The organism is Psychrobacter sp. TWR1-1-1, assembly GCF_049895865.1.
GTDB classification, from domain to species: Bacteria; Pseudomonadota; Gammaproteobacteria; order Pseudomonadales; family Moraxellaceae; genus Psychrobacter; species Psychrobacter immobilis_A.
Genome location: NZ_JAFCTE010000003.1, coordinates 1 through 19,280, shown reverse-complemented (window position 1 = coordinate 19,280; position 19,280 = coordinate 1). Strand labels below are relative to the sequence as shown.

At 43.0% G+C, this 19,280-nt stretch carries 15 protein-coding genes and 2 tRNA genes; 6 read left to right on the top strand and 11 right to left on the bottom strand.

Translation table 11 applies throughout. From position 1 onward, the window contains the following. Window positions 1–48 precede the first annotated feature (48 nt). The 7 genes from ACP69U_RS03840 to ACP69U_RS03810 all read right to left on the bottom strand — a co-directional run bounded on the left by ACP69U_RS03840 (window position 49) and on the right by ACP69U_RS03810 (window position 6,526). The gene (locus ACP69U_RS03840) at window positions 49–723 is read right to left on the bottom strand and encodes a 50S ribosomal protein L25/general stress protein Ctc (protein ID WP_238049645.1); all 675 of its coding nucleotides are present in this window, start codon (window positions 721–723) and stop codon (window positions 49–51) included. Window positions 724–1,145: 422 nt separating this feature from the next. After that, the gene (locus ACP69U_RS03835) at window positions 1,146–2,093 is read right to left on the bottom strand and encodes a ribose-phosphate pyrophosphokinase (protein ID WP_045452669.1); all 948 of its coding nucleotides are present in this window, start codon (window positions 2,091–2,093) and stop codon (window positions 1,146–1,148) included. Window positions 2,094–2,203: 110 nt separating this feature from the next. Continuing rightward, window positions 2,204–2,279: transfer RNA gene (locus ACP69U_RS03830), tRNA-Gln, on the bottom strand. A gap of 244 nt (window positions 2,280–2,523) precedes the next feature. Continuing rightward, window positions 2,524–2,599: transfer RNA gene (locus ACP69U_RS03825), tRNA-Gln, on the bottom strand. Window positions 2,600–2,764: 165 nt separating this feature from the next. Continuing rightward, on the bottom strand, window positions 2,765–3,721 hold the full coding sequence (ispE, locus tag ACP69U_RS03820) for a 4-(cytidine 5'-diphospho)-2-C-methyl-D-erythritol kinase (RefSeq protein WP_426137865.1): 957 nt from the start codon (window positions 3,719–3,721) through the stop codon (window positions 2,765–2,767). A gap of 66 nt (window positions 3,722–3,787) precedes the next feature. After that, the gene (gene lolB / locus ACP69U_RS03815; protein WP_426137864.1) at window positions 3,788–4,420 is read right to left on the bottom strand and encodes a lipoprotein insertase outer membrane protein LolB; all 633 of its coding nucleotides are present in this window, start codon (window positions 4,418–4,420) and stop codon (window positions 3,788–3,790) included. A 156-nt stretch (window positions 4,421–4,576) separates the two neighbouring features. After that, entirely contained in the window at window positions 4,577–6,526 is a 1,950-nt protein-coding gene (locus ACP69U_RS03810) for a tetratricopeptide repeat protein (RefSeq protein WP_426137863.1), read from the bottom strand. 551 nt (window positions 6,527–7,077) lie between these two features. On the opposite strand from ACP69U_RS03810, the gene hemA reads away from it, so the two are divergent. The 4 genes from hemA to ACP69U_RS03790 all read left to right on the top strand — a co-directional run bounded on the left by hemA (window position 7,078) and on the right by ACP69U_RS03790 (window position 11,325). Next, window positions 7,078–8,433, top strand: coding sequence for a glutamyl-tRNA reductase (gene hemA / locus ACP69U_RS03805; RefSeq protein WP_201580773.1), 1,356 nt, complete (start codon window positions 7,078–7,080; stop codon window positions 8,431–8,433). A 665-nt stretch (window positions 8,434–9,098) separates the two neighbouring features. Next, the gene (locus ACP69U_RS03800; protein WP_060490277.1) at window positions 9,099–10,232 is read left to right on the top strand and encodes an aminotransferase class V-fold PLP-dependent enzyme; all 1,134 of its coding nucleotides are present in this window, start codon (window positions 9,099–9,101) and stop codon (window positions 10,230–10,232) included. 161 nt (window positions 10,233–10,393) lie between these two features. After that, on the top strand, window positions 10,394–10,831 hold the full coding sequence (locus ACP69U_RS03795) for a YeeE/YedE family protein (protein WP_426137862.1): 438 nt from the start codon (window positions 10,394–10,396) through the stop codon (window positions 10,829–10,831). A gap of 74 nt (window positions 10,832–10,905) precedes the next feature. Beyond that, window positions 10,906–11,325: a DUF6691 family protein gene (locus tag ACP69U_RS03790; protein ID WP_426137861.1), complete on the top strand. Its 420-nt coding sequence runs from the start codon at window positions 10,906–10,908 to the stop codon at window positions 11,323–11,325. Window positions 11,326–11,476: 151 nt separating this feature from the next. Here the strand turns inward: ACP69U_RS03790 and ACP69U_RS03785 are convergent, their stop codons facing one another. Next, window positions 11,477–13,141 (bottom strand): AMP-binding protein, encoded by a 1,665-nt coding sequence (locus tag ACP69U_RS03785; protein WP_426137860.1) that lies wholly within the window; start codon window positions 13,139–13,141, stop codon window positions 11,477–11,479. 433 nt (window positions 13,142–13,574) lie between these two features. Between ACP69U_RS03785 and ACP69U_RS03780 the strand changes: the two genes are divergently transcribed. After that, window positions 13,575–15,710: an FAD-dependent oxidoreductase gene (locus tag ACP69U_RS03780; RefSeq protein ID WP_426137859.1), complete on the top strand. Its 2,136-nt coding sequence runs from the start codon at window positions 13,575–13,577 to the stop codon at window positions 15,708–15,710. 144 nt (window positions 15,711–15,854) lie between these two features. Further along, window positions 15,855–16,565 carry a hypothetical protein gene (locus ACP69U_RS03775; RefSeq protein WP_426137858.1) on the top strand — a complete coding sequence of 237 codons (711 nt, stop codon included), beginning with the start codon at window positions 15,855–15,857 and terminating at the stop codon, window positions 16,563–16,565. A 268-nt stretch (window positions 16,566–16,833) separates the two neighbouring features. On the opposite strand, the gene ACP69U_RS03770 is transcribed toward ACP69U_RS03775, so the two are convergent. The 3 genes from ACP69U_RS03770 to ACP69U_RS03760 all read right to left on the bottom strand — a co-directional run bounded on the left by ACP69U_RS03770 (window position 16,834) and on the right by ACP69U_RS03760 (window position 19,021). Continuing rightward, window positions 16,834–17,736 (bottom strand): tetratricopeptide repeat protein, encoded by a 903-nt coding sequence (locus tag ACP69U_RS03770; protein WP_426137857.1) that lies wholly within the window; start codon window positions 17,734–17,736, stop codon window positions 16,834–16,836. Between the two features lie 105 nt (window positions 17,737–17,841). Then, window positions 17,842–18,519, bottom strand: coding sequence for a hypothetical protein (locus ACP69U_RS03765; RefSeq protein ID WP_198330768.1), 678 nt, complete (start codon window positions 18,517–18,519; stop codon window positions 17,842–17,844). Window positions 18,520–18,739: 220 nt separating this feature from the next. Beyond that, on the bottom strand, window positions 18,740–19,021 hold the full coding sequence (locus ACP69U_RS03760) for a hypothetical protein (protein ID WP_426137856.1): 282 nt from the start codon (window positions 19,019–19,021) through the stop codon (window positions 18,740–18,742). Window positions 19,022–19,280 lie beyond the last annotated feature (259 nt).

The window sequence follows — 19,280 nt, the reverse complement described above, 5'->3', positions numbered from 1 at the left end:
TATTACATAGCAGACGCTAGATTGCGTGCTCTATGTAACGGTGGTTTATTATTCGCCGTCTTTGTCTTCAGTACCTTGCTCAGTAGCAGGTACGTCAGCAGCATCAACTTCTTCAGCGTCTGCGTCAACTTCTTCAACCGTTGGTGGCTGCATGTTAACGATAGTACGGTCGTGAGCATCTTCCATGTCAAGATCAAAGATGATAACGCCTTCAGGTAGTTTGATGTCTGATAGACGGAATAGATCACCGATTTCCATGCCTGATACGTCAATTTCTAGGTATTCAGGTAATTGTGATGGTAGGCAAACGATTTCGATATCAGATACTAGCGTTGATAGAACACCACCAGCTTTAGTACCAGGCGCTTCTTCACGACCAGAAAAATGCACAGGAACGTTCATGTTGATTTTCTGACCTTTCACAACGCGCTGGAAATCAGCATGCATTGGGAAGCCTTTAGCTGGATGGCGTTGCAAGTCTTTGATAACCGCTTGATGCTCTACGCCATCAACATTGATTGTCAAAATGTGTGAGAAGAACGCTTCGAATTCAAGTGACTTTACTAGCTCGTTGATCTTGATTGAGATAGACGTTGGCTCTTCGTTACCACCATAGATGATAGCAGGAACTAGATTCTGCTTACGTAGGCGGCGGCTCGCACCTTTACCTTGTTGCTCAGCAGAACGATCAACAGCGTTTAGTTCAAAATGATTAATGCTCATGGATATAATCCTATAAAAAGAATGATGAAGTGTCTGGTCATAAAAAAGTGGATTTGCGACCAATCCACTAATACGTGATGATAGCTAACATTTATGATTACTAATAAAATTCACAATTGATAAATGTAGCCATTTGCTCATCATAACGATTTTTTGGATAGTCATTATCATGACAATCGTTACTTTTGGGCATGATCAGCACTTTTGAGAATGCCAACCTAATTAAATCGAACAAATGGTTGGCACAGGCGCGCATTATACGTGATTTTGTAGTAATAATAAAGACCTACGCAAAATGACTGTGCAACACCAATAGGCAAAAAAAGCGTCAAGTAAGAGTACTTGACGCTTTTTTTTAAACTTAAGCAGTGTTTTATAACGAGCATTGCCAACAGAAAGTAGAGCGAGTGCTCATTAAAAATCTAAGCGTCAAACATGGCGCTGATAGATTCTTCGTTATTGATACGGCGTAAGCTTTCAGCAAGCATCGGTGCGATACTCACTTGGCGGATTTTGCTACAGGCTTTTGCCGCTTCAGACAATGGAATCGTATCGGTAACAACGACTTCGTCTAGCGCAGATTCGCTGATATTTTGTAGTGCGTTGCCTGATAGGACAGGGTGCGTAATATAAGCCAATACGCGACGTGCACCGTTTGCTTTTAATGCTTCAGCTGCTTTACATAGCGTACCTGCGGTATCAACCATGTCATCAACGATGACGCAATCACGGTCACGAACATCGCCGATGATGTGCATGACTTGCGACTCATTGGCACGGGCACGGCGTTTATCGATAATCGCCATGTCAGTATCGCCCAACTGTTTAGCCATAGCACGCGCACGCACCACGCCGCCGACATCAGGTGAAACAACCATGATGTTGTCATAATCTTGTTTTTGTAGGTCATTCAATAGCACAGGCGTGCCGTAGATATTGTCTACAGGAATGTCGAAGAAGCCTTGAATCTGATCTGAGTGCAAATCAACCGTCATCACGCGATCGATACTCACGATATTTAGCATGTCAGCGACGACTTTAGCAGAGATAGGCACACGAGCTGAACGAGGGCGACGGTCTTGACGGGCATAACCGAAGTAGGGCATGACTGCTGTGATGCGACCCGCACTAGAGCGACGCAAAGCGTCCGCCATCATCATGATTTCCATCAAATTGTCATTGGTTGGTGCACAAGTTGGCTGCATGATAAACACGTCTTTACCGCGCACGTGTTCTTTGATTTCTACGGCGATTTCGCCATCAGAAAAACGCGTGATGTCAGCTTTACCAAGAGGTATATGGAGATGATCGGCTACGGTTTTTGCTAATTCAGGGTGGGCATTACCCGTAAAAATCGCCAAATAAGGCATGACAGAAGTCCTATTGATTGACTCAAGCAGCGACCGCTAAGCAGTGTCAAACTGCTCAAATTCAGAAAAGAGTGGTGAAAAGTTTTGATGACTACTATTACAGTAAAAAATGGCAGGGGTAGCTGGACTCGAACCAACGGATGTCAGGATCAAAACCTGATGCCTTACCAACTTGGCTATACCCCTGTAATGTCTAGGCTGTGTACGTCGATATCTAATAGCAACTTTTAATAAAAGTCATTGTTAGAATAGCGTCACGACCTGTTCGCTATATTATAAACGGATAAACCATTTAAAACATAACTGTTCCCTAGCGGTGTCCATTGCGAACTATACCGAAACTGGGATAACGTTGTCAATGTCAATAAGATAAGCGGCTATTTATAAACCACCTATGATTATTGCATATCAAACGCTTCGTACTAAAAAATGGCAGGGGTAGCTGGACTCGAACCAACGGATGTCAGGATCAAAACCTGATGCCTTACCAACTTGGCTATACCCCTATTGAGGCGACCTATTATAATTAAATTTTCAGATTTTGCAAGTCATTTGCGCCTTTTTATGGCTTTTATTAAAAAATAGGTCAAAAAAAACGAATATCGGGTCAACAAAGCGCTTTACGCTGTATTTATAATCATTTTATCTTCGCACTACGGCTCAAATCTAACTCATAGATTACGAACTAAATAGGCAGAACAAGGCGCCTCTTCAATCCACTTTGCTAAAAGTGCTTTGTCAGTAGCCACGCTTGCATCCAAAGGCAAGAACACCGCGCTACCAGAGCCCGTCATTCGTGCTGTGCCGAGTGCTTGCGCCTCTAACCCTTGTAAGTAACGTAATGCTTCGCTGACGGCAGGAGCAAGACTGGTTACCACTGGCGTAAAGACATTTTGATAGGGCGTGGTCAGAGTTTGTACATAGTCGGCTTGTTTATTTTTAATTGTCTCAACCGATAGCACAGCGATATCACGTTGTAATTTAGGATGCGCGAACAGCTGGGCAGTATTAACGTGAGCATTGGGCGTCAATACTAAATATTGCTGGTCGGGCAACTTGATTGCGGTCAGTTTCTCGCCAATACCCATCGCAATCGCATCTTGCCCAAAGATAAAAATCGGCACATCTGCGCCAATAGCGGCAGCAATTTTTATCAGCTTATCTTGCGTCAATTTAAGCTGCCATATTTCATTAAGCGTCATCAATGTCGTCGCGGCATTGGATGAGCCGCCACCCAAGCCTGCACCCATCGGTAAATGCTTATCTAAAGCGATATGCACTTGTGCTAACTGCTCAGGTAGAGTGTTTGACTGTATGGCAGCCGCTATCAATACATGTGCTGCTTTAAAAATTAAGTTGTCTTCTATATCGACAGTTATAGTCTCTGCACCAGCCAATATTATAAGTTGATGACAGCACTTATTCGCATCTAGTTCACTATCTACTGTAAAAATTACGGCTTCATCTATGACTGAGAAATGCAAATAATCTCCCCAATCAAGCAGGCGAAACACGGTTTGCAAATTATGATAACCATTAGCACGCTTACCTGTGATATGCAAAAACAGATTAATCTTTGCCGGTGATAAGCGGGTGATGGTGGAAAGTGTGGCTATGTTTTTAATCATAATATTTGGTTGTAGACGGCTATGGTAATAAGTAATCAGCAATTTTCATCGTATTTGCGTGACGTCTTAATGATTGATCGTCATTACTACCTTATTGCTTTGTGGCAGCACGGCACTGATTTTATTTGGTAACTTATCAGACCCTTTATAGGTAAAGCTTGCGGTCCATTCACCATTGACTGAGCTGATTAAACGATTTTGATCATCGAGCTGTGGTGCGCTATCGGAAGGCGCTGGGCGACCAGATATCCAATAGGGCATTTGTGAAATAGGCGCTTGCCACCCTGTGGCCTTTTTGAGCAAAGTCTCAGGATCATCAGCAGTTAAGGTACCTGTTTTTTCGCTGACTAAAGTGGCGGTTTGACCATTATACTCGATGTTGGTTTTACCAATGCCGAGCGCGCCGATCAGCTCAATGGCAAAGCGATCATTCTGCTGCCCCCATGCATAGAATGCACTACCACCTTGAGTGCCTATGGTGTCATTGGCGGGCATCGTTACACCGATTTTGCCAGTGATATTAAAGTTCTCAAGCTTTTGCGGTGGCTCAGCGTTTTGACCTTGTAAAGTCGTGCTGGGTTGGTTAGTAGCGTTGGCTGTTTTTAGTGATTGACAACCAGACGTGATGACGAGCGCGGTTGTCACGGCAGCGAATAGCGCCAATTTATTAGGCTTATTAGCATGGACCAATACTGACATGATGTTTCCTCAAAGATAGACAAATTTACGAAATCATTGTTTCGAAAATAGATTAGCTTAATGGTTGTATGTTACTCAGTTATGCGTGGCTGTTAGTATCTTATGAGTGCCTTGTAATCATAGCACGCAACGATTTGTCCACTGTAAAACGGCGGGTCAGTAAAGCTGTATGCGGTCATTGATATTGTGTTGCCCAAATGAGAAGCGCTGCTGCAAGTCTGCGAGTAATGCCTCGACTTTTTCATTGTTACCTAAACCTTGATAAGCGCGCAGCAGTAAGCTGCCAGAGCGCAAGGTAGGAAACACATCGTAAGGGGTTTGCAGGTAGTCGATGACTTGTTGGTAGTTTTCATTGGCCAATGCATTGCCAGCCAGCACATTCAGCGCTTGCAGGTGCAGCTCATTGTCATAACGTGGGTCATCATAGCGAATTTGAATGATGGCGGTAGCCAATGCCAATCCTTGTTCAGAGCTGCGTTCATTGGCTAGCAATAACTGCGCGTAACTGAGCTGGTAGGAGAGGTTGGTTGGGTCAAGTGCTTGCAGATGATTGAGCAAGGTACGCTTAACGATATAGTCGTCTTTGTCGTCAAGGAGCTGGGCGCGTGCAAACAAGAGCATCTCATTATCAGGATACTTGCGAGCAGCTTTGGTTAGTAGGCGCAGGGCTTCTTCGGACTCATTTTGCTGCCATAAAATATCGGCTTGTAGCACAAAGGTATCTGGCGCAAAGACGTTAAAGTCTTTACGCAATTTTTCTAAAGTAGCAATCGCCGCATCTACATCGCCGTTGAGCAATTCAAAAGCCACTACTTTTCTACGAGCCTCTAATACCAAGTCTTCTTGCATGACACCGTTGAGATAGTATTTGGCTTGGTCAAAGTGCTGCTGACGCTCGGCACTGATACCAAGATAATAATAAGCTTGATCGAGGTAAGCGGGGTTTTTTGCGAGCATGTTGAGTAGCTCATCGGCACTGTTATATTCTTCGATGTCTAAGCTCACCAACGCAGCCAACAGAGTAATCTCGGCATCATCAGCAAAGCGACTATGGGCATCCAGCAATAACTGCCACGCTTCTTGGCTTTGCTTTAAGTCAAGTAAGTAGCGAATCTCGTACAGATAGAGACTTTTACTATCGGGATTACGCAGGCGTGCTTGGCTCACATAATTGACGACGGTTTCAGCCGTGACGATTTTGCGCAGTATGTCTGCCTTTAGCGTAATAAAAGGTACATAGTCAGGCTGGCGTTCTAGCGCCCGATTGATATGGACAATGGCAATCTCAGGCTCGTTAAATTGGTAAAGCAACCCTGCTTTCAATACCGACAATGAGGCATTCTGCTCGCTATCTAGTGGTTGCAAAGCGGCAAGTAATTCACGTTTGTCTTCATCATTGTTTGGATAGATACCGATAAGGATTTCGCTTAAGTCCGCTCTAGGGTCATAAAGCAAAATACGATTCAATGTTTCACCAGCTAACAGATAATCGTGTGCTCTCAGGGCCAAATGCGCCACATAGAACCAAGCAGGCACGTGATCTGGATTTTGGTCTTGCCATGACTTGGCAAATTGTAACGATTTCTCAACCCTTTCAGTGCGTAAAGAAAGGCTGAGCGCTCTTTCAAACACGGCAGTTGCATCTTCTTTAAATGCTTGCTGCTTATAGATAGTAATTGCTCGTTGTCTATCACCGCGATCTGCTGCGAATTCTGCATCAAGCAGCGCATACAGGCTAGGCTCTTTGAGCTCAGGTTGCCATAAGGTAGTTGGTGCTAACCCATTAATATTGGCGACATTTTCTATTGGTTGTGTGTTGGTAGGAGCAATTGCTGGTAGCGTTGAGTGGCTATTATCAGTGCCGTCGCTACTGACAGCCTTGTCGTTCTTATCAGCAATGGATATGTTGGGTACATGGGCTTCGAGCGAGATATCAGGATGACTGGCATGAACGGAAGACGATCCTAAGCATAGGCAAAAGGCCAACGACAAGGTTAGCTTATAACGCTGGCACAGACGTTCGATAACCGCATGCAATAGAGCACGCAGATTAGATTGGTCGTCATGCGCAAGTTGTGATCGAAATAATGACCCAAAAAAAATCATAGATAACCGTATTCGCCCATTATTCATCTATATCGATAAGACAATTTTATTTTAATCATTTCAAACTAACTATTGGTAACGAGTACCCATGCCTGACATTATAAAAGCAGACTGATGGGATAAACAATAGTGCCCGTGTTACTCCGTTATTAATAGCAGCCGCTCTACCAAATCTTTGCTAACAAAGTAGGATTGGCTGATAACCTGTATCAACGGGGTCTTTCATTGGTTGTAAATCTTAGCTTAAATATTGTGAAAATATAACAAGTTAACGTCAAGTAAGCGAATGATTTCTATCCATTTCTATAAGCACTCGCTAAAACATAGATATTGGTTTTAACAATCGTATCGGTAGTTGATTTGTTACTCATGTGCCCAGATACAAGCAAATAGCTATCATCGATAGCTGAGTGTTAATTAAAGCTGGCAATAATGATATAATAAGCGGCTTTTAGAGTCTTCCTTTCAGCGCTGTCGTCTACAACTGTCTTTTAAAAATAATGAGATAGCGTGGGCTGGCAGGTGAGCGTCATGTTTATGGTCTATCAATAATGAGATTAGTGGTCATTGGGGTCAATCACAAAACTGCACCAGTCGCTCTAAGAGAGCGCTTGGCGCTTGTGGGTGACGATGTGAATATCGCTCTCAAACAATTAGAGGCCTTTACTGATGGCAGTGTGATTGTTTCTACTTGCAATCGTACTGAAATCTATGCGCTTGTGCCTCAGCTAGCAGAGCCGCAAGATGTTCCCTCTATGTCTGCTAATGGCGCGGTCGGTGCTCAGACATCTTCGGCGGCCATTAGTGCTCATATCTTAAAAATTAAAGCGTGGCTTGCTGACTTTAAGCAGTTGTCACTGTCTGAGATTGATCCCTATCTTTATGTACACCGTGATACTCATGCGCTGACCCATTGGCTTAGGGTCGCCGCAGGGCTTGACTCTATGATATTGGGTGAGCCGCAGATACTCGGTCAAATCAAGCGCTCAGTACAGCTCGCGCAAGAACAAAAAGCCCTGAGTAATCAGCTTGGTTGGATTATTGATCAAGTATTTGCTGCCGCCAAACGCGTACGTAACGAGACCCAAGTGGGTGCTCAAGCGGTATCGCTTAGCTATGCAGCCGCCAAATTAGTGACGCAAATATTTGATGATTTGCCCAGTCGCACATTGCTGGTGGTCGCGGCAGGTGAGATGAACCGTTTGGTTGCCACCCACATTGCTGGGCTTGGTGTAGGTCGCGTGATTATTTGCAACCGCAACCCTGAGCGCGCTGAAGCGCTGGCAGTGGAGCTGCGCCGCGCAGGTCACTTGGTAGAAGTCAGACCTTTGCAAGAGTTACCACAAGTTTTAGCAGAAGCCGATATCGTTAGTAGCTGTAGCGGTAGTATGGATGTGTTGATCGATAAAACCATGACTTTGCGGGCGCTGAAACATCGTCGTTATCAGCCCATGTTGATGATTGACTTAGCCGTGCCGCGCGATATTGACTCGACCATTAGTCGTATTGATGATGTTTATCTCTACTCTGTCGATGATTTACAACACGTGATCGCTGGCAATATCGAACAGCGTAGGCAAGCGGCAGTCGATGCTGAACTGCTTGTTAGCCAATTAGTCGTTGAGATGGATCGCAGCTTTCAAGTGCGCCAAGTCGGTAAAGACATTCAGCAGTATCGCACGCATACGCAGGACCAAGTAGATAAACTCCTGCATGAATCCATTGCCAAGCTACAACAGGATAATGCCAGTCCTGAAGACATCATCATTGAGCTGTCACGCCGGCTGACGCAGACGCTAACCCACGCACCATCGAAGCTTATGCGCAAGGCTGCCCGTGAAGGGGATAGTGAGTTGCTAGACTTTGTAGTGTCTGGGCTGCAAGAGGCTCATCGCGGACGTCGATAGTTATTATTGACTAATCAAAAAAACATAAGTGGCGCAAACCTTATTATTGCGCAAACATATCGTTGTCAACCTGCATTATCAGTGCTAATATCAAGCTGTTATGAGTATATTAAGCGATGATAATCTTTTGTTATACGCGAGCGGTTATTCTCCAAAACCTTAGTGTATATGTTCTCGCTTGATGCCTATTCATCTCATCAGTTGTTAGTGACCATTATTAGCCTACCACCGCGTAGCCCCTATAGTGGCGCACCTGTTCTGTACGACTTTGTCTAAAATCAATAAAAACACGGCGTGCAAAACACAACCACCAACGGCAATAGCGCTAGGATAAAGTGCTATATCGTCAACCCTGCGTCATGCTCTCGACTATTACCCCATATTAATATTCAGTTAATACTACCCATAGTAGTATCTAGCTGCTATGCAATCTAACGACTATGCTATTGGTCAGCAATGCTATTTGATAGCCAGATTATTTAACAAAAACGTTATTTCACACCCATGTTATCTAATTAGAAGCATTATTTGGCTAAGTTGGCGAACAGTAGGTGTCTAGATTGGTTAGCGTTATTAAGGCAGGTTGGTTTAAGAGAGTATCTGGATTTTGCTATAGCCAATGCTTGAGAAAATTAAACTATCTAACTATAAACTAGGAGCTTCCTATGACTGCATTACGTCAAGATATTGATCCAAACGGCTTATTAGAATACTCAGTGGTCTATACTGACCGCGCCTTAAACCACATGTCAAAAGTCTTTCAGCAAGTGATGAATGACTTATCTAGCGACCTAAAATCCGTGTATAACGCCGAAGCAGTGGTCATTGTACCCGGTGCTGGTACTTATGGAATGGAAGCCGTTGCGCGCCAATTGGCCAATGATGAAGATTGCCTCATTATTCGTAACGGTTGGTTTAGCTATCGCTGGACGCAAATTTTAGAAAAAGGCAAAATCGCCAAGTCGTCTACGGTATTGACGGCACATCGTGAAGAGGGTGAGTCACCAAAACCATTTGCCCCCGTTGATATCGATGAAGCCGTTGCTAAAATTAAAGCAGAGAAACCAGCAGTGGTTTTTGCGCCGCACGTCGAAACCTCATCGGGTATTATTTTATCATCAGACTATATCAAAGCGCTAAGCGCGGCTGTACATAGCGTTGGCGGTTTATTGGTCATTGATTGTATCGCTTCAGGTTGTGTGTGGTTGGATATGAAAGACTTGGGTATTGATGTTCTCATCAGCGCCCCGCAAAAAGGGTGGAGCAGCACTCCGTGTGCAGGCTTAGTCATGCTAAGCGCTGCGGCAATCGAAAAAGTAGACAATACAGAATCAGATAGCTTTAGCTTAGACTTAAAGCAGTGGTTAAATGTCATGCGCGCCTATGAAAATGGCGGTCACGCTTATCATGCCACCATGCCAACCGATAGCTTACGTCAATTCCGCGATACTATTTTAGAGTCAAAAGAGATTGGCTTTGATAAATTGCGTGATGCGCAGTGGCAGTTGGGCAACCGTATTCGTGAAGTATTAGCCGCTAAAGGCATTGAAAGCGTTGCGGCGAAAGGTTTTGAAGCGCCAGGCGTCGTGGTTGCTTACACCGATCGCGATGATATGCATAAAGGCAGTGCGTTTGCCGAAACAGGCATGCAAATCGCTGCTGGTGTACCGCTAAAAGTTGGTGAGCCGGATAACTTTAAAACGTTCCGCTTAGGTTTATTTGGTCTAGATAAATTGACTGATGTAGACGGAGCGGTACAGCGTTTTGAAACTGCACTTGATGAAGTATTGGCAAAATAATATCTTTATCTCGTAAGATGTTCTTTAAGTAAAAAGAATACTGAGCCCTTGTAACGAGGGTTCAGTATTTTTTTACCTATTTATTATATTTTATAATATAATGTATTTATATAAAACGAAATTCAAAACTGTTTTGATAAAAATTGGCTTAGGTAAATATTATGAGTATACAAATAGATTGGCAGGCCTTTACGCCAATTTCCTTGGTAGGCGGGCTGATGCTGGGCGTTGCAACGGTCATCTTGCTATTGGGCATTGGTCGTATTGCGGGTATTAGTGGTATTTTCTCAAGTCTTCTTAAACCCAAGCGCGTCGAGATGTGGCAGGTGTTATTCATACTTGGTCTTGTTATCTCGCCATTACTTTATGGTCTGGTAAAACCGTTGCCCGATATAGAGGTTAGTCGCTCTTTGCCACTGCTTATTGGGGCAGGATTGCTAGTTGGTTTTGGGACACGTTTGGGTTCAGGTTGCACCAGTGGACATGGTATCTGCGGTAATGCGCGACTGTCGCCACGTTCGATGGCGGCGACGGTGACCTTTATGTTATTTGGTATTGTGACCGTTTATATTGGTCGTCATGTCTTGGGTTTGATTTAAAAACCACATAGACAGTACGTTGCGAAGAAAGATTTTAGTACTATTATGAAAAAATAAAGACAGCGAGAAAAAACATGCTAAAAAATATAATTGGATTACTGGCAGGGTTATTATTTGGCTTTGGACTGCTGATATCAGGCATGACCGATCCTGTTAAAGTACAAGGCTTTTTGGACGTCTTTGGTGCATGGGATATTTCTCTGGCACTGGTAATGGGCGGCGGTCTAATGGTGGCGATAGTCGGTGTACAATTGGCTAAGCATCAAAAGACCAGCTGGATTGGGTCATCAATTGAGATGCCAACCAAAACTACTATTAATAAAAAACTACTGATTGGCGCGATGCTATTCGGTATCGGTTGGGGCTTAGTTGGTATTTGCCCGGGTCCCGGTATTGTGCTGCTTGGTACAGGACAGTGGCAGGCTTATGTCTTTATCCTAGCGATGATAGTCGGGATGTTGGTGTATCAGTGGCTAGAACCTAAGCTTAATTGATATTGGCTTTACGAATGGCAGATGCAAAAAAACAAGCATTGCAATAAAAGAAAGGGTCAGCCTAAATGTATTAAACTGACCCTTTTTTTATCAATGATGCTTCATTAATATTAACGATACTTCCGTATTATTAAGGCTTGATGATAAAGTCTTACTTGGCACTAGCCGTTACTTTTGGCGTCTCATGTGCTAATGACTTGGCCGCTTGTCGGAGCTCAAATTTCTGCACTTTACCGGTGCTGGTCTTTGGAATTTCAGCAAAGATAATATATTTGGGCACTTTAAAACCCGCCAAATGCTGCTTGCAATGTTCCATCACATGGTCGCGCTGCAAGGTGCTGCCTTCATGAATCTCGATAAAGGCGACAGGTACTTCGCCCCATTTATCATGCGGCGCGGCGACGACCGCACAGCTTTGGATTTCTGGCATTTTATATAAGACGTTTTCGACTTCGATACTAGAGATGTTTTCGCCACCTGAAATGATGATGTCTTTGAGCCTGTCCATGATTTTTATATAACCATCAGGATATTTAATGCCCAAATCACCAGTACGGAACCAACCATCAGCAAAGGCTTCTTCGGTGGCTTTACGGCTTTTTAGATAACCTTTCATCACCATATTGCCGCGTAGTGCTAGCTCGCCCATTTCTTCGCCATTTGCGGCAACCGGCTCAGTGGTGCCTTGTTTAAATAGCTCAAAGCCAGTCATTAAATGTGACGTTACGCCCTGACGTGATTTCTTTTGCGCACGAGTAGCGACATCCAGTTCATCCCATTCTGCTTGTTCCGCGCAGACGGTGACTGGACCATAGACTTCGGTAAGACCGTAAACGTGCGAGATATGAAAGCCCATTGCTTCCATGGCGGCGAGCATGGTTTCAGACGGCGGCGCACCAGCGACCCAACCTTTGACTTCATGATTAATCGCTTTTTTATATTCAGGTTTGCCGCCAGCAATCATATTATGCACCACAGGCGCTGAGCAATAATGCGTGACTTTATGCTTGGCAATCAGCTGCAAAATCAAATCAGCATCAATCTTACGCAAGCAGACATTGACGCCCGCACGTTCGGCAATCGTCCAGGGAAAGCACCAACCATTACAGTGAAATAATGGCAGTGTCCATAAATACATCGGGTGCTTGGGCATATCCCAATCTAAAATATTGGAGACAGCGTTGAGTGTCGCGCCGCGATGATGATAGACCACGCCTTTTGGCTTACCCGTCGTACCAGAGGTATAATTGAGCGCGATAGCATCCCATTCATCGAGTGGCTTTTCCCAATTATCCAAACTGTCTGAGCTGGTGATTAATGCTTCGTAGCTCATTTGCCCAAAACGTTCAATATCGAGCGCCGCATCGGTCGTATGAATCACGATGAGATTAGGAAAGGTTTCATCGATAATTTCAGCATGTTCAGCAAACTCGCTGTCTAGAATCAACACTTTGGCTTCTGAGTGTTGCAGACAAAAGGTCAGGGCATTGATATCGAGGCGGGTGTTCAGTGTACAAAGTACGCCACCTGACATCGGTACACCAAAAGCGCACTCGATCATCGCTGGGGTGTTTGGCATCATGACTGCAACTGTGTCGTTCTTATCGATGCCTAATTTGCGTAGCCCATCCGCCAATTGACGACAGCGATCGTAAGTCTGTTGCCACGTTTGCGTCAGATTATTATGTGTTAAATCGTCATAAATGATGGCAGTTTTGTCGGGATAGACTTGAGCGCTGCGGATAATGAAGTCAATAGGGGTAAGCGGTTGATGGTTGGCAGCATTTTTGCCGAGACCTGTGTGGAAGTCTGTCATGGGGATAGTCCTTTATCTTGCTGTTATAATTCGGTGAATACGCTACAAACTTGCTATAAAGTTGGCTTCGTTATTTATCACTGCTTGCTAAGCTATTAATATTTTTGCTGACCTTCCTTGTAGCAACTCGCCGATAGGTGACTCACGGTAAATATTTGTTCGTCCATTATAGACAATGCTCTGTGAAAAGCGAGTATGTTTTTAGCGCTTTCTTATATTGAATCACATGATCAATTACCCTAATTCACATAGTGTTCACTCATCAGTCGCTTGTCTGCATAGCTGATGATAATGGCGGTGTGTTACGATACCAGTGATGTTAAATCCTATCGCTTAACTATTTCTAAAAGCCTCATTTTTAAAAATCTTAACTTTTAAAAAGCCCAGCCAGCTTTAACAAGCATTTCCACAAACCATTCATAAGGAAAATGATATGTCCGCCAGCCGCACTCCCAATACGATTGAAACTGCTAGCACCAATGAACACTATCCGCATTTATTTGAGCCATTAGACTTGGGCTTTACGACGCTTAAAAACCGACTGGTGATGGGCTCAATGCATACGGGGCTTGAAGACCGTTTTTATAATTACGGCAAACTAGCGGCGTATTTTGCTGAACGTGCCAAAGGCGGCGTGGCGATGATGATTACGGGCGGTATTTCGCCCAATCGCGAAGGGTGGTTACTCCCTGCTGGTGGTACCATGAATACGCGCGCTGACGTGATTAATCATCAACGAGTGACCCGTGCGGCGCATAAATATGACAGCAAAATCATCATGCAAATCTTACACAGTGGTCGTTACGGCTATCATCCGTTTGTCGTATCCTCTAGTCCAATAAAATCACCAATTTCACCCTTTAAGCCGCGTAAGATGAGTATTAAAAACATCGAACAAACGGTAAAAGATTATGCCCGTTCAGCTAAACTTGCCAAGCAAGCGGGTTATGACGGTGTGGAAATCATGGGCTCAGAAGGTTATTTGCTCAATCAGTTTTTATCGCGTCATGTGAATCAACGTACCGACGAATACGGCGGTGATATTCAAGGTCGTATGAAGCTGGCGGTTGATGTCGTCAAAGCCGTACGCGAAGCTGCTGGTGAAGATTTTATCATTTTATTCCGCTTGTCAGTGATTGATCTGGTCAAAGACGGTAATGTGATGGATGAAGTCATCACCGTTGCCAAAGCGCTAGAAGAAGCGGGCGTGACCATCATGAATACCGGTATCGGCTGGCATGAAGCGCGTGTACCGACGATTGTAACCAGCGTACCGCGTGCCGCTTTTGTAGATTTCACTGCTGAAATTAAAAAGCATATCAATATCCCAATGATGGCAGCTAACCGTATCAATATGCCAGAAACCGCAGAAGAAATCTTGGCTAGTGGTCAGGCGGATATGATTCAAATGGCGCGTCCATTTTTAGCCGATGCGCATTGGGTCAATAAAGCCAAAGATGGTCAAGCCGATCGCATTAATACCTGTATCGCTTGTAACCAAGCTTGTCTCGATCATACCTTTGAAAATAAACGCTCGACTTGTCTGGTCAATCCACAAGCGTGTTATGAGACAGAATTGGTTTATAAGAAAACCAAAAAACCTAAAAAAGTTGCCGTCATCGGTGGCGGTGTCGCTGGCATGTCAGCCGCTCATGTCGCCGCACTACGTGGTCATGACGTCACGTTATTTGAAGCAAAAGACATCTTAGGCGGGCAGTTTAATTACGCCAAAGTCATCCCTGGTAAAGAAGAATTCTTTGAGACCATTCGCTACTATATCAATGAGCTTGAGCACTTAGGCGTTGAGATTAAACTCAATACCAAAGTCGATAAAGCCATGCTTGAGAAAGCCAAATTCCACCATGTCATCGTCGCAACGGGTGTTGTCCCTAGAAGCCTAGCTGGCAAGCTGGAAGGCGCGGATTTGCCACAAGTAATGAGCTATGCTGAATTACTCTCTGGTGAAAAATCAGTTGGTGATACGGTTGCCGTCATCGGTGCTGGCGGTATTGGCTTTGACGTCAGTGAATATCTGACCACCAAACATGGTCAGCCGCTTGATGAGCTAGGCCCTGAATTACTAAAAGATCCAAGCTATCGTCCAAAAGCGCAGTCAGTTAGTGAATGGCGTGAAGAGTGGGGCGTGACTAATGATACCAACTATCAAACTGAGGGTGGACTGATTAAGCCTGAAGCCATCAAACCTATACGTCAAGTGTATCTGATGCAGCGTACCAAAGGTCGCTTGGGCAGTGGGCTGAATAAAACCTCGGGCTGGGTACATCGTGCCCATGTCAAATCACACGGCGTCATCCAAGTATCAGGTGCGCAGTACGATAAGATCACCAATGAAGGTATTTGGATTACCAACAATCAAGGTCAAAGCCAGCTATTGCGTGTCGATAGCGTTGTGGTCTGTGCTGGTCAAGAGTCGGTCGTAGAGCTGATGCCAAATGTCGGTGATGCACCAGATGCGCAATACCATCTAATCGGTGGCGCAAAACTGGCGGCTGAGCTAGATGCTAAGCGTGCCATAAGAGATGGGGCAGAGGTTGCGGCAGCGATTTAAGGTTTAGTTCAGAAGTAATGAGAGCGGCAAGATAGATTATCTTGCCGCTTTTTTTGTTAGATAATATAGACTTGCTCAGTGTATAGATGATCGTAAAAAGCTATAAGTATCTTTAAATTACTATTTGGATAAAGGCTAAGAGGTATGAGAAAGGAACACTTTCAATTTGGTGACGTAAATTTTAAATGGGGTGATAAGGTATCTGATATAAAAGCTCAGCTTCCTGAAAAAGATACGGTAACGCATTCTTATGAAGAAAACTATATGCCTGAAACAGTCACTATAAAATTGTCTGAAATGTGGTCTCTTAAAGTTGCTTACTGTCATTTTAGTGCAGCAGATGATGACCGATTGATAGATTCAATATGGATCAGCATCCCAGCACAACTATTTAATAGACAACCAGTGATTAAAAAGCTAATAGCATATTTAGGATCAGAGTCAAACTACTCCTCCGATAGCCATTACTGTAGTGGCAACGTAGTAGAACACTGTGAATGGATATTTGATAATTGTGTCATTGGCGTTAGCATGTATGGTGGCGTACGAGAGGAAGACGACGAAAGAATTATTGGCTGTTTATCTATATCATTAAGTGATGTAGAGCTTTTAGATTCATTGTATTCAAAGCCTATACGTGATGTAGAGTATAAAATGGCTGACGAGGTTGATATCAGCACTATCCAATCTTTTCAGACACAGCAAGCACAGAGTATGCGACGGTCAAAGGAAAGAGAAGAGTTTCCGAACCATCCTGCTGCTTTCGTCATCCGAGCATTCGATGGATTTCACAAAGAGGCACTGTTTCAAACGCCATTAGCGGTTCAATCAATCATAACTGAATCTGAAGTTTAATCTATGACAGGAGATTATTATTTATCGAACTATTGGCAAACTGTAAAACTAGAGAATAATATTTCATCTAAGTGGACTAATCTATTACCCACTAAATCTTTTGGTGTCTGCTATGTTTCGATAGGAGGTCTGCTAATTATTGACGAAGATAGTAGACCTGAGACAAAAGTATTTGTTGAGCATATTGAAAAAATAATTAAGTCTAAGATAGCGTATCACGAAACATATGACTGTTAGGTTACCTAAGTTAATATCTGGCTCATCATTATCATTGGCTCATGTTTTCAATATCACCTAATGTGAGACCAGTTTCTTGGGTGCTATAAATAACGATACCTTCATCGTCAATTTTACCATTCATGACCAATCTACCGATGCGATTGCTGGCTTCTTGATTGCCTTGGTCGGCGGCCTTTTTGTACCATTCAAAAGCTGTGTCATAGTCTTGAGGGACGCCATAGCCGTTTTCGTAGAGACCACCAATATTAAGTTGTGCCACATCTAACCCTTGGTCAGCCGCTTTGGCATACCACTCAAAAGCTTTGTCATAGTCTTGCGTCACACCATAACCGTATTCGTAAAAATTACCAATATTATTTTGAGCGTCAAAAGATCCATTGTTAGCTGCTAGTAGATACCACTGCATTGCTTTTTGATAATCTTGCTCAATACCAATACTCTCATGATACATAATTCCGAGATTGAATTGAGCATCAGTGTATCCTTGGTTAGCAGCTTGTTGAAACCATTCAAGTTTTTTTATCTCATCTTGTTCAACAGCAATACCTTCATGATACATAACTCCAAGATCGAATTGAGCATTAGCATATCCTTGGTTGGCGGCTTGTTCAATCCACTCAAATGCTTTTTGATAGTTTTGCTCTACGCCCAAACCTTCATAATACATAATACCTAGATAATGTTTAGCAGGTGCGTAGCCTTGATCAGTAGCTTTTTCAAATAGTTCAAAAGCTTTGTTGTCATCTTCAGGGACTGAGTCACCCTCATAATAGGCAAGGCCAAGATCATAGGTCTCAGCAGGAGTGCTTTGATTTGATAGTACTGGTGCGTTTGATGATTCAGCTGAACAAGCGGAAACGATTAATATATTTGATAATAAAGTAGCTAATAGTAAAGACTGAATGAGAGTAGTATTTTTTCTTTGATGCATTAAAACCTCGTTAGAAAATGCTATTGAACAGGCTGATTCGGACTCACTTGCTCATAAGTTTTACCTTCTGCTACAGGTATACAATCGACCTCTTTTTGCGATTGGTCAATCAAGACATGGTTTTAAAATTGAAACATCGGCTGAATCACCTTCAAAATCAAGTTTCTCATTTAGACATTTAATTTTTTGGATTAATTGTTGCTCTTGTTCTTTATTTAGACTCTGTTCATTGTTGTAGTTTTTCTTAGGGTAGCGGTTGAAATCAAGTGCTAAACCATATTCTCTTCTAATAATATACTGCAAGTAATCTAACTGAAAATTTTTTCTTCTTATTTCTTCTGGTAAATCATTACTATCACAATCACATATAGTTTCAAAGTGATTTAAAATATGACTCATCTGTGCGTCACCAGCTTTCACTAGTACTTTAGGCGACGGATAATGAATAGAAGCCATACTATACCTATTCCATGCCGTACCATAGTTCTGCTGAGCAAACTCTATATCTCCCTTTTTTTCAAGATTGAGTAAAGATTGATAGTTCTTTTCTTTTTTAGCAGGGCTTATAGGGGTCTCCCATCTATCAGTAACATGACGTAAAATGGTTTTAGAATCTTCATATTCGTAAACTGTCGAATTTTCTGATGATGAAAGTTCGCTGTCTATTATGGACTTGTCATGGTCTTGAGAAACAATACGTGTCTGCTCATGATCAATATCATCGTTAGAGGTACATGAGGCAAGCGTTGTTAGTACGCATAGAGTAAAGGCGACTCTTATCATTATATTTTCCTAATTATCAGCTTGCCTACGTATCTTAGATCAGTTTGACGATGACTTATCAAGTAATCAGATAGTGTAATACCATAATCAATATCAAACTTCTCTTGATTTATTAATACAAGTATCACCGTGATATAGCATATAGAATTCAACATGAGAATTATAATACTCAGCATATAAGTGTGCTAGCGTGTTGAATTTCGCTTCTTCGTAGGATTGTCTAGTATCTGATGTGTCTTGCACTTGGATGTCTTAAAATAGAGTTGTCATCAAGCTCTCTCATAATTGTATTTTCATAGTTTATAGCTTTATGTTTATAATCTGTTTTGCCTGTATCTACATAATTTTTTATATGTCCTAATTCATGAGCCATTATCCTTGTTAAAGTAGGTTTAAAAACACCTGTAGTCTTACTGTCTATACTTTTACTATCTGCGCGAACAAAGTAAGGGTCATAAACGTTCATGTTGATTTTCACAGTAATCATATCTTTATCAACCATTTCATCCGACTCCCACAGTTTCCAAGACTCATGCTGATTAAGAATCATAGGCTCTTTTTTTATTGTTGTTAATCCTAAGCCTCGAGAATTTACTGTTTCGATGGAAACTCTATAAATACTACTATCGTTCTGAATAACAGTGAACCGCCCCGGGATTGTCGGAGACCTAATATTCTGAGAGAATACGACAATGAAAAGACAAACCTATACTCCTGAGATTAAAGAACGCGCCGTTCGCATGCTGATTGAAGCGGCAGGC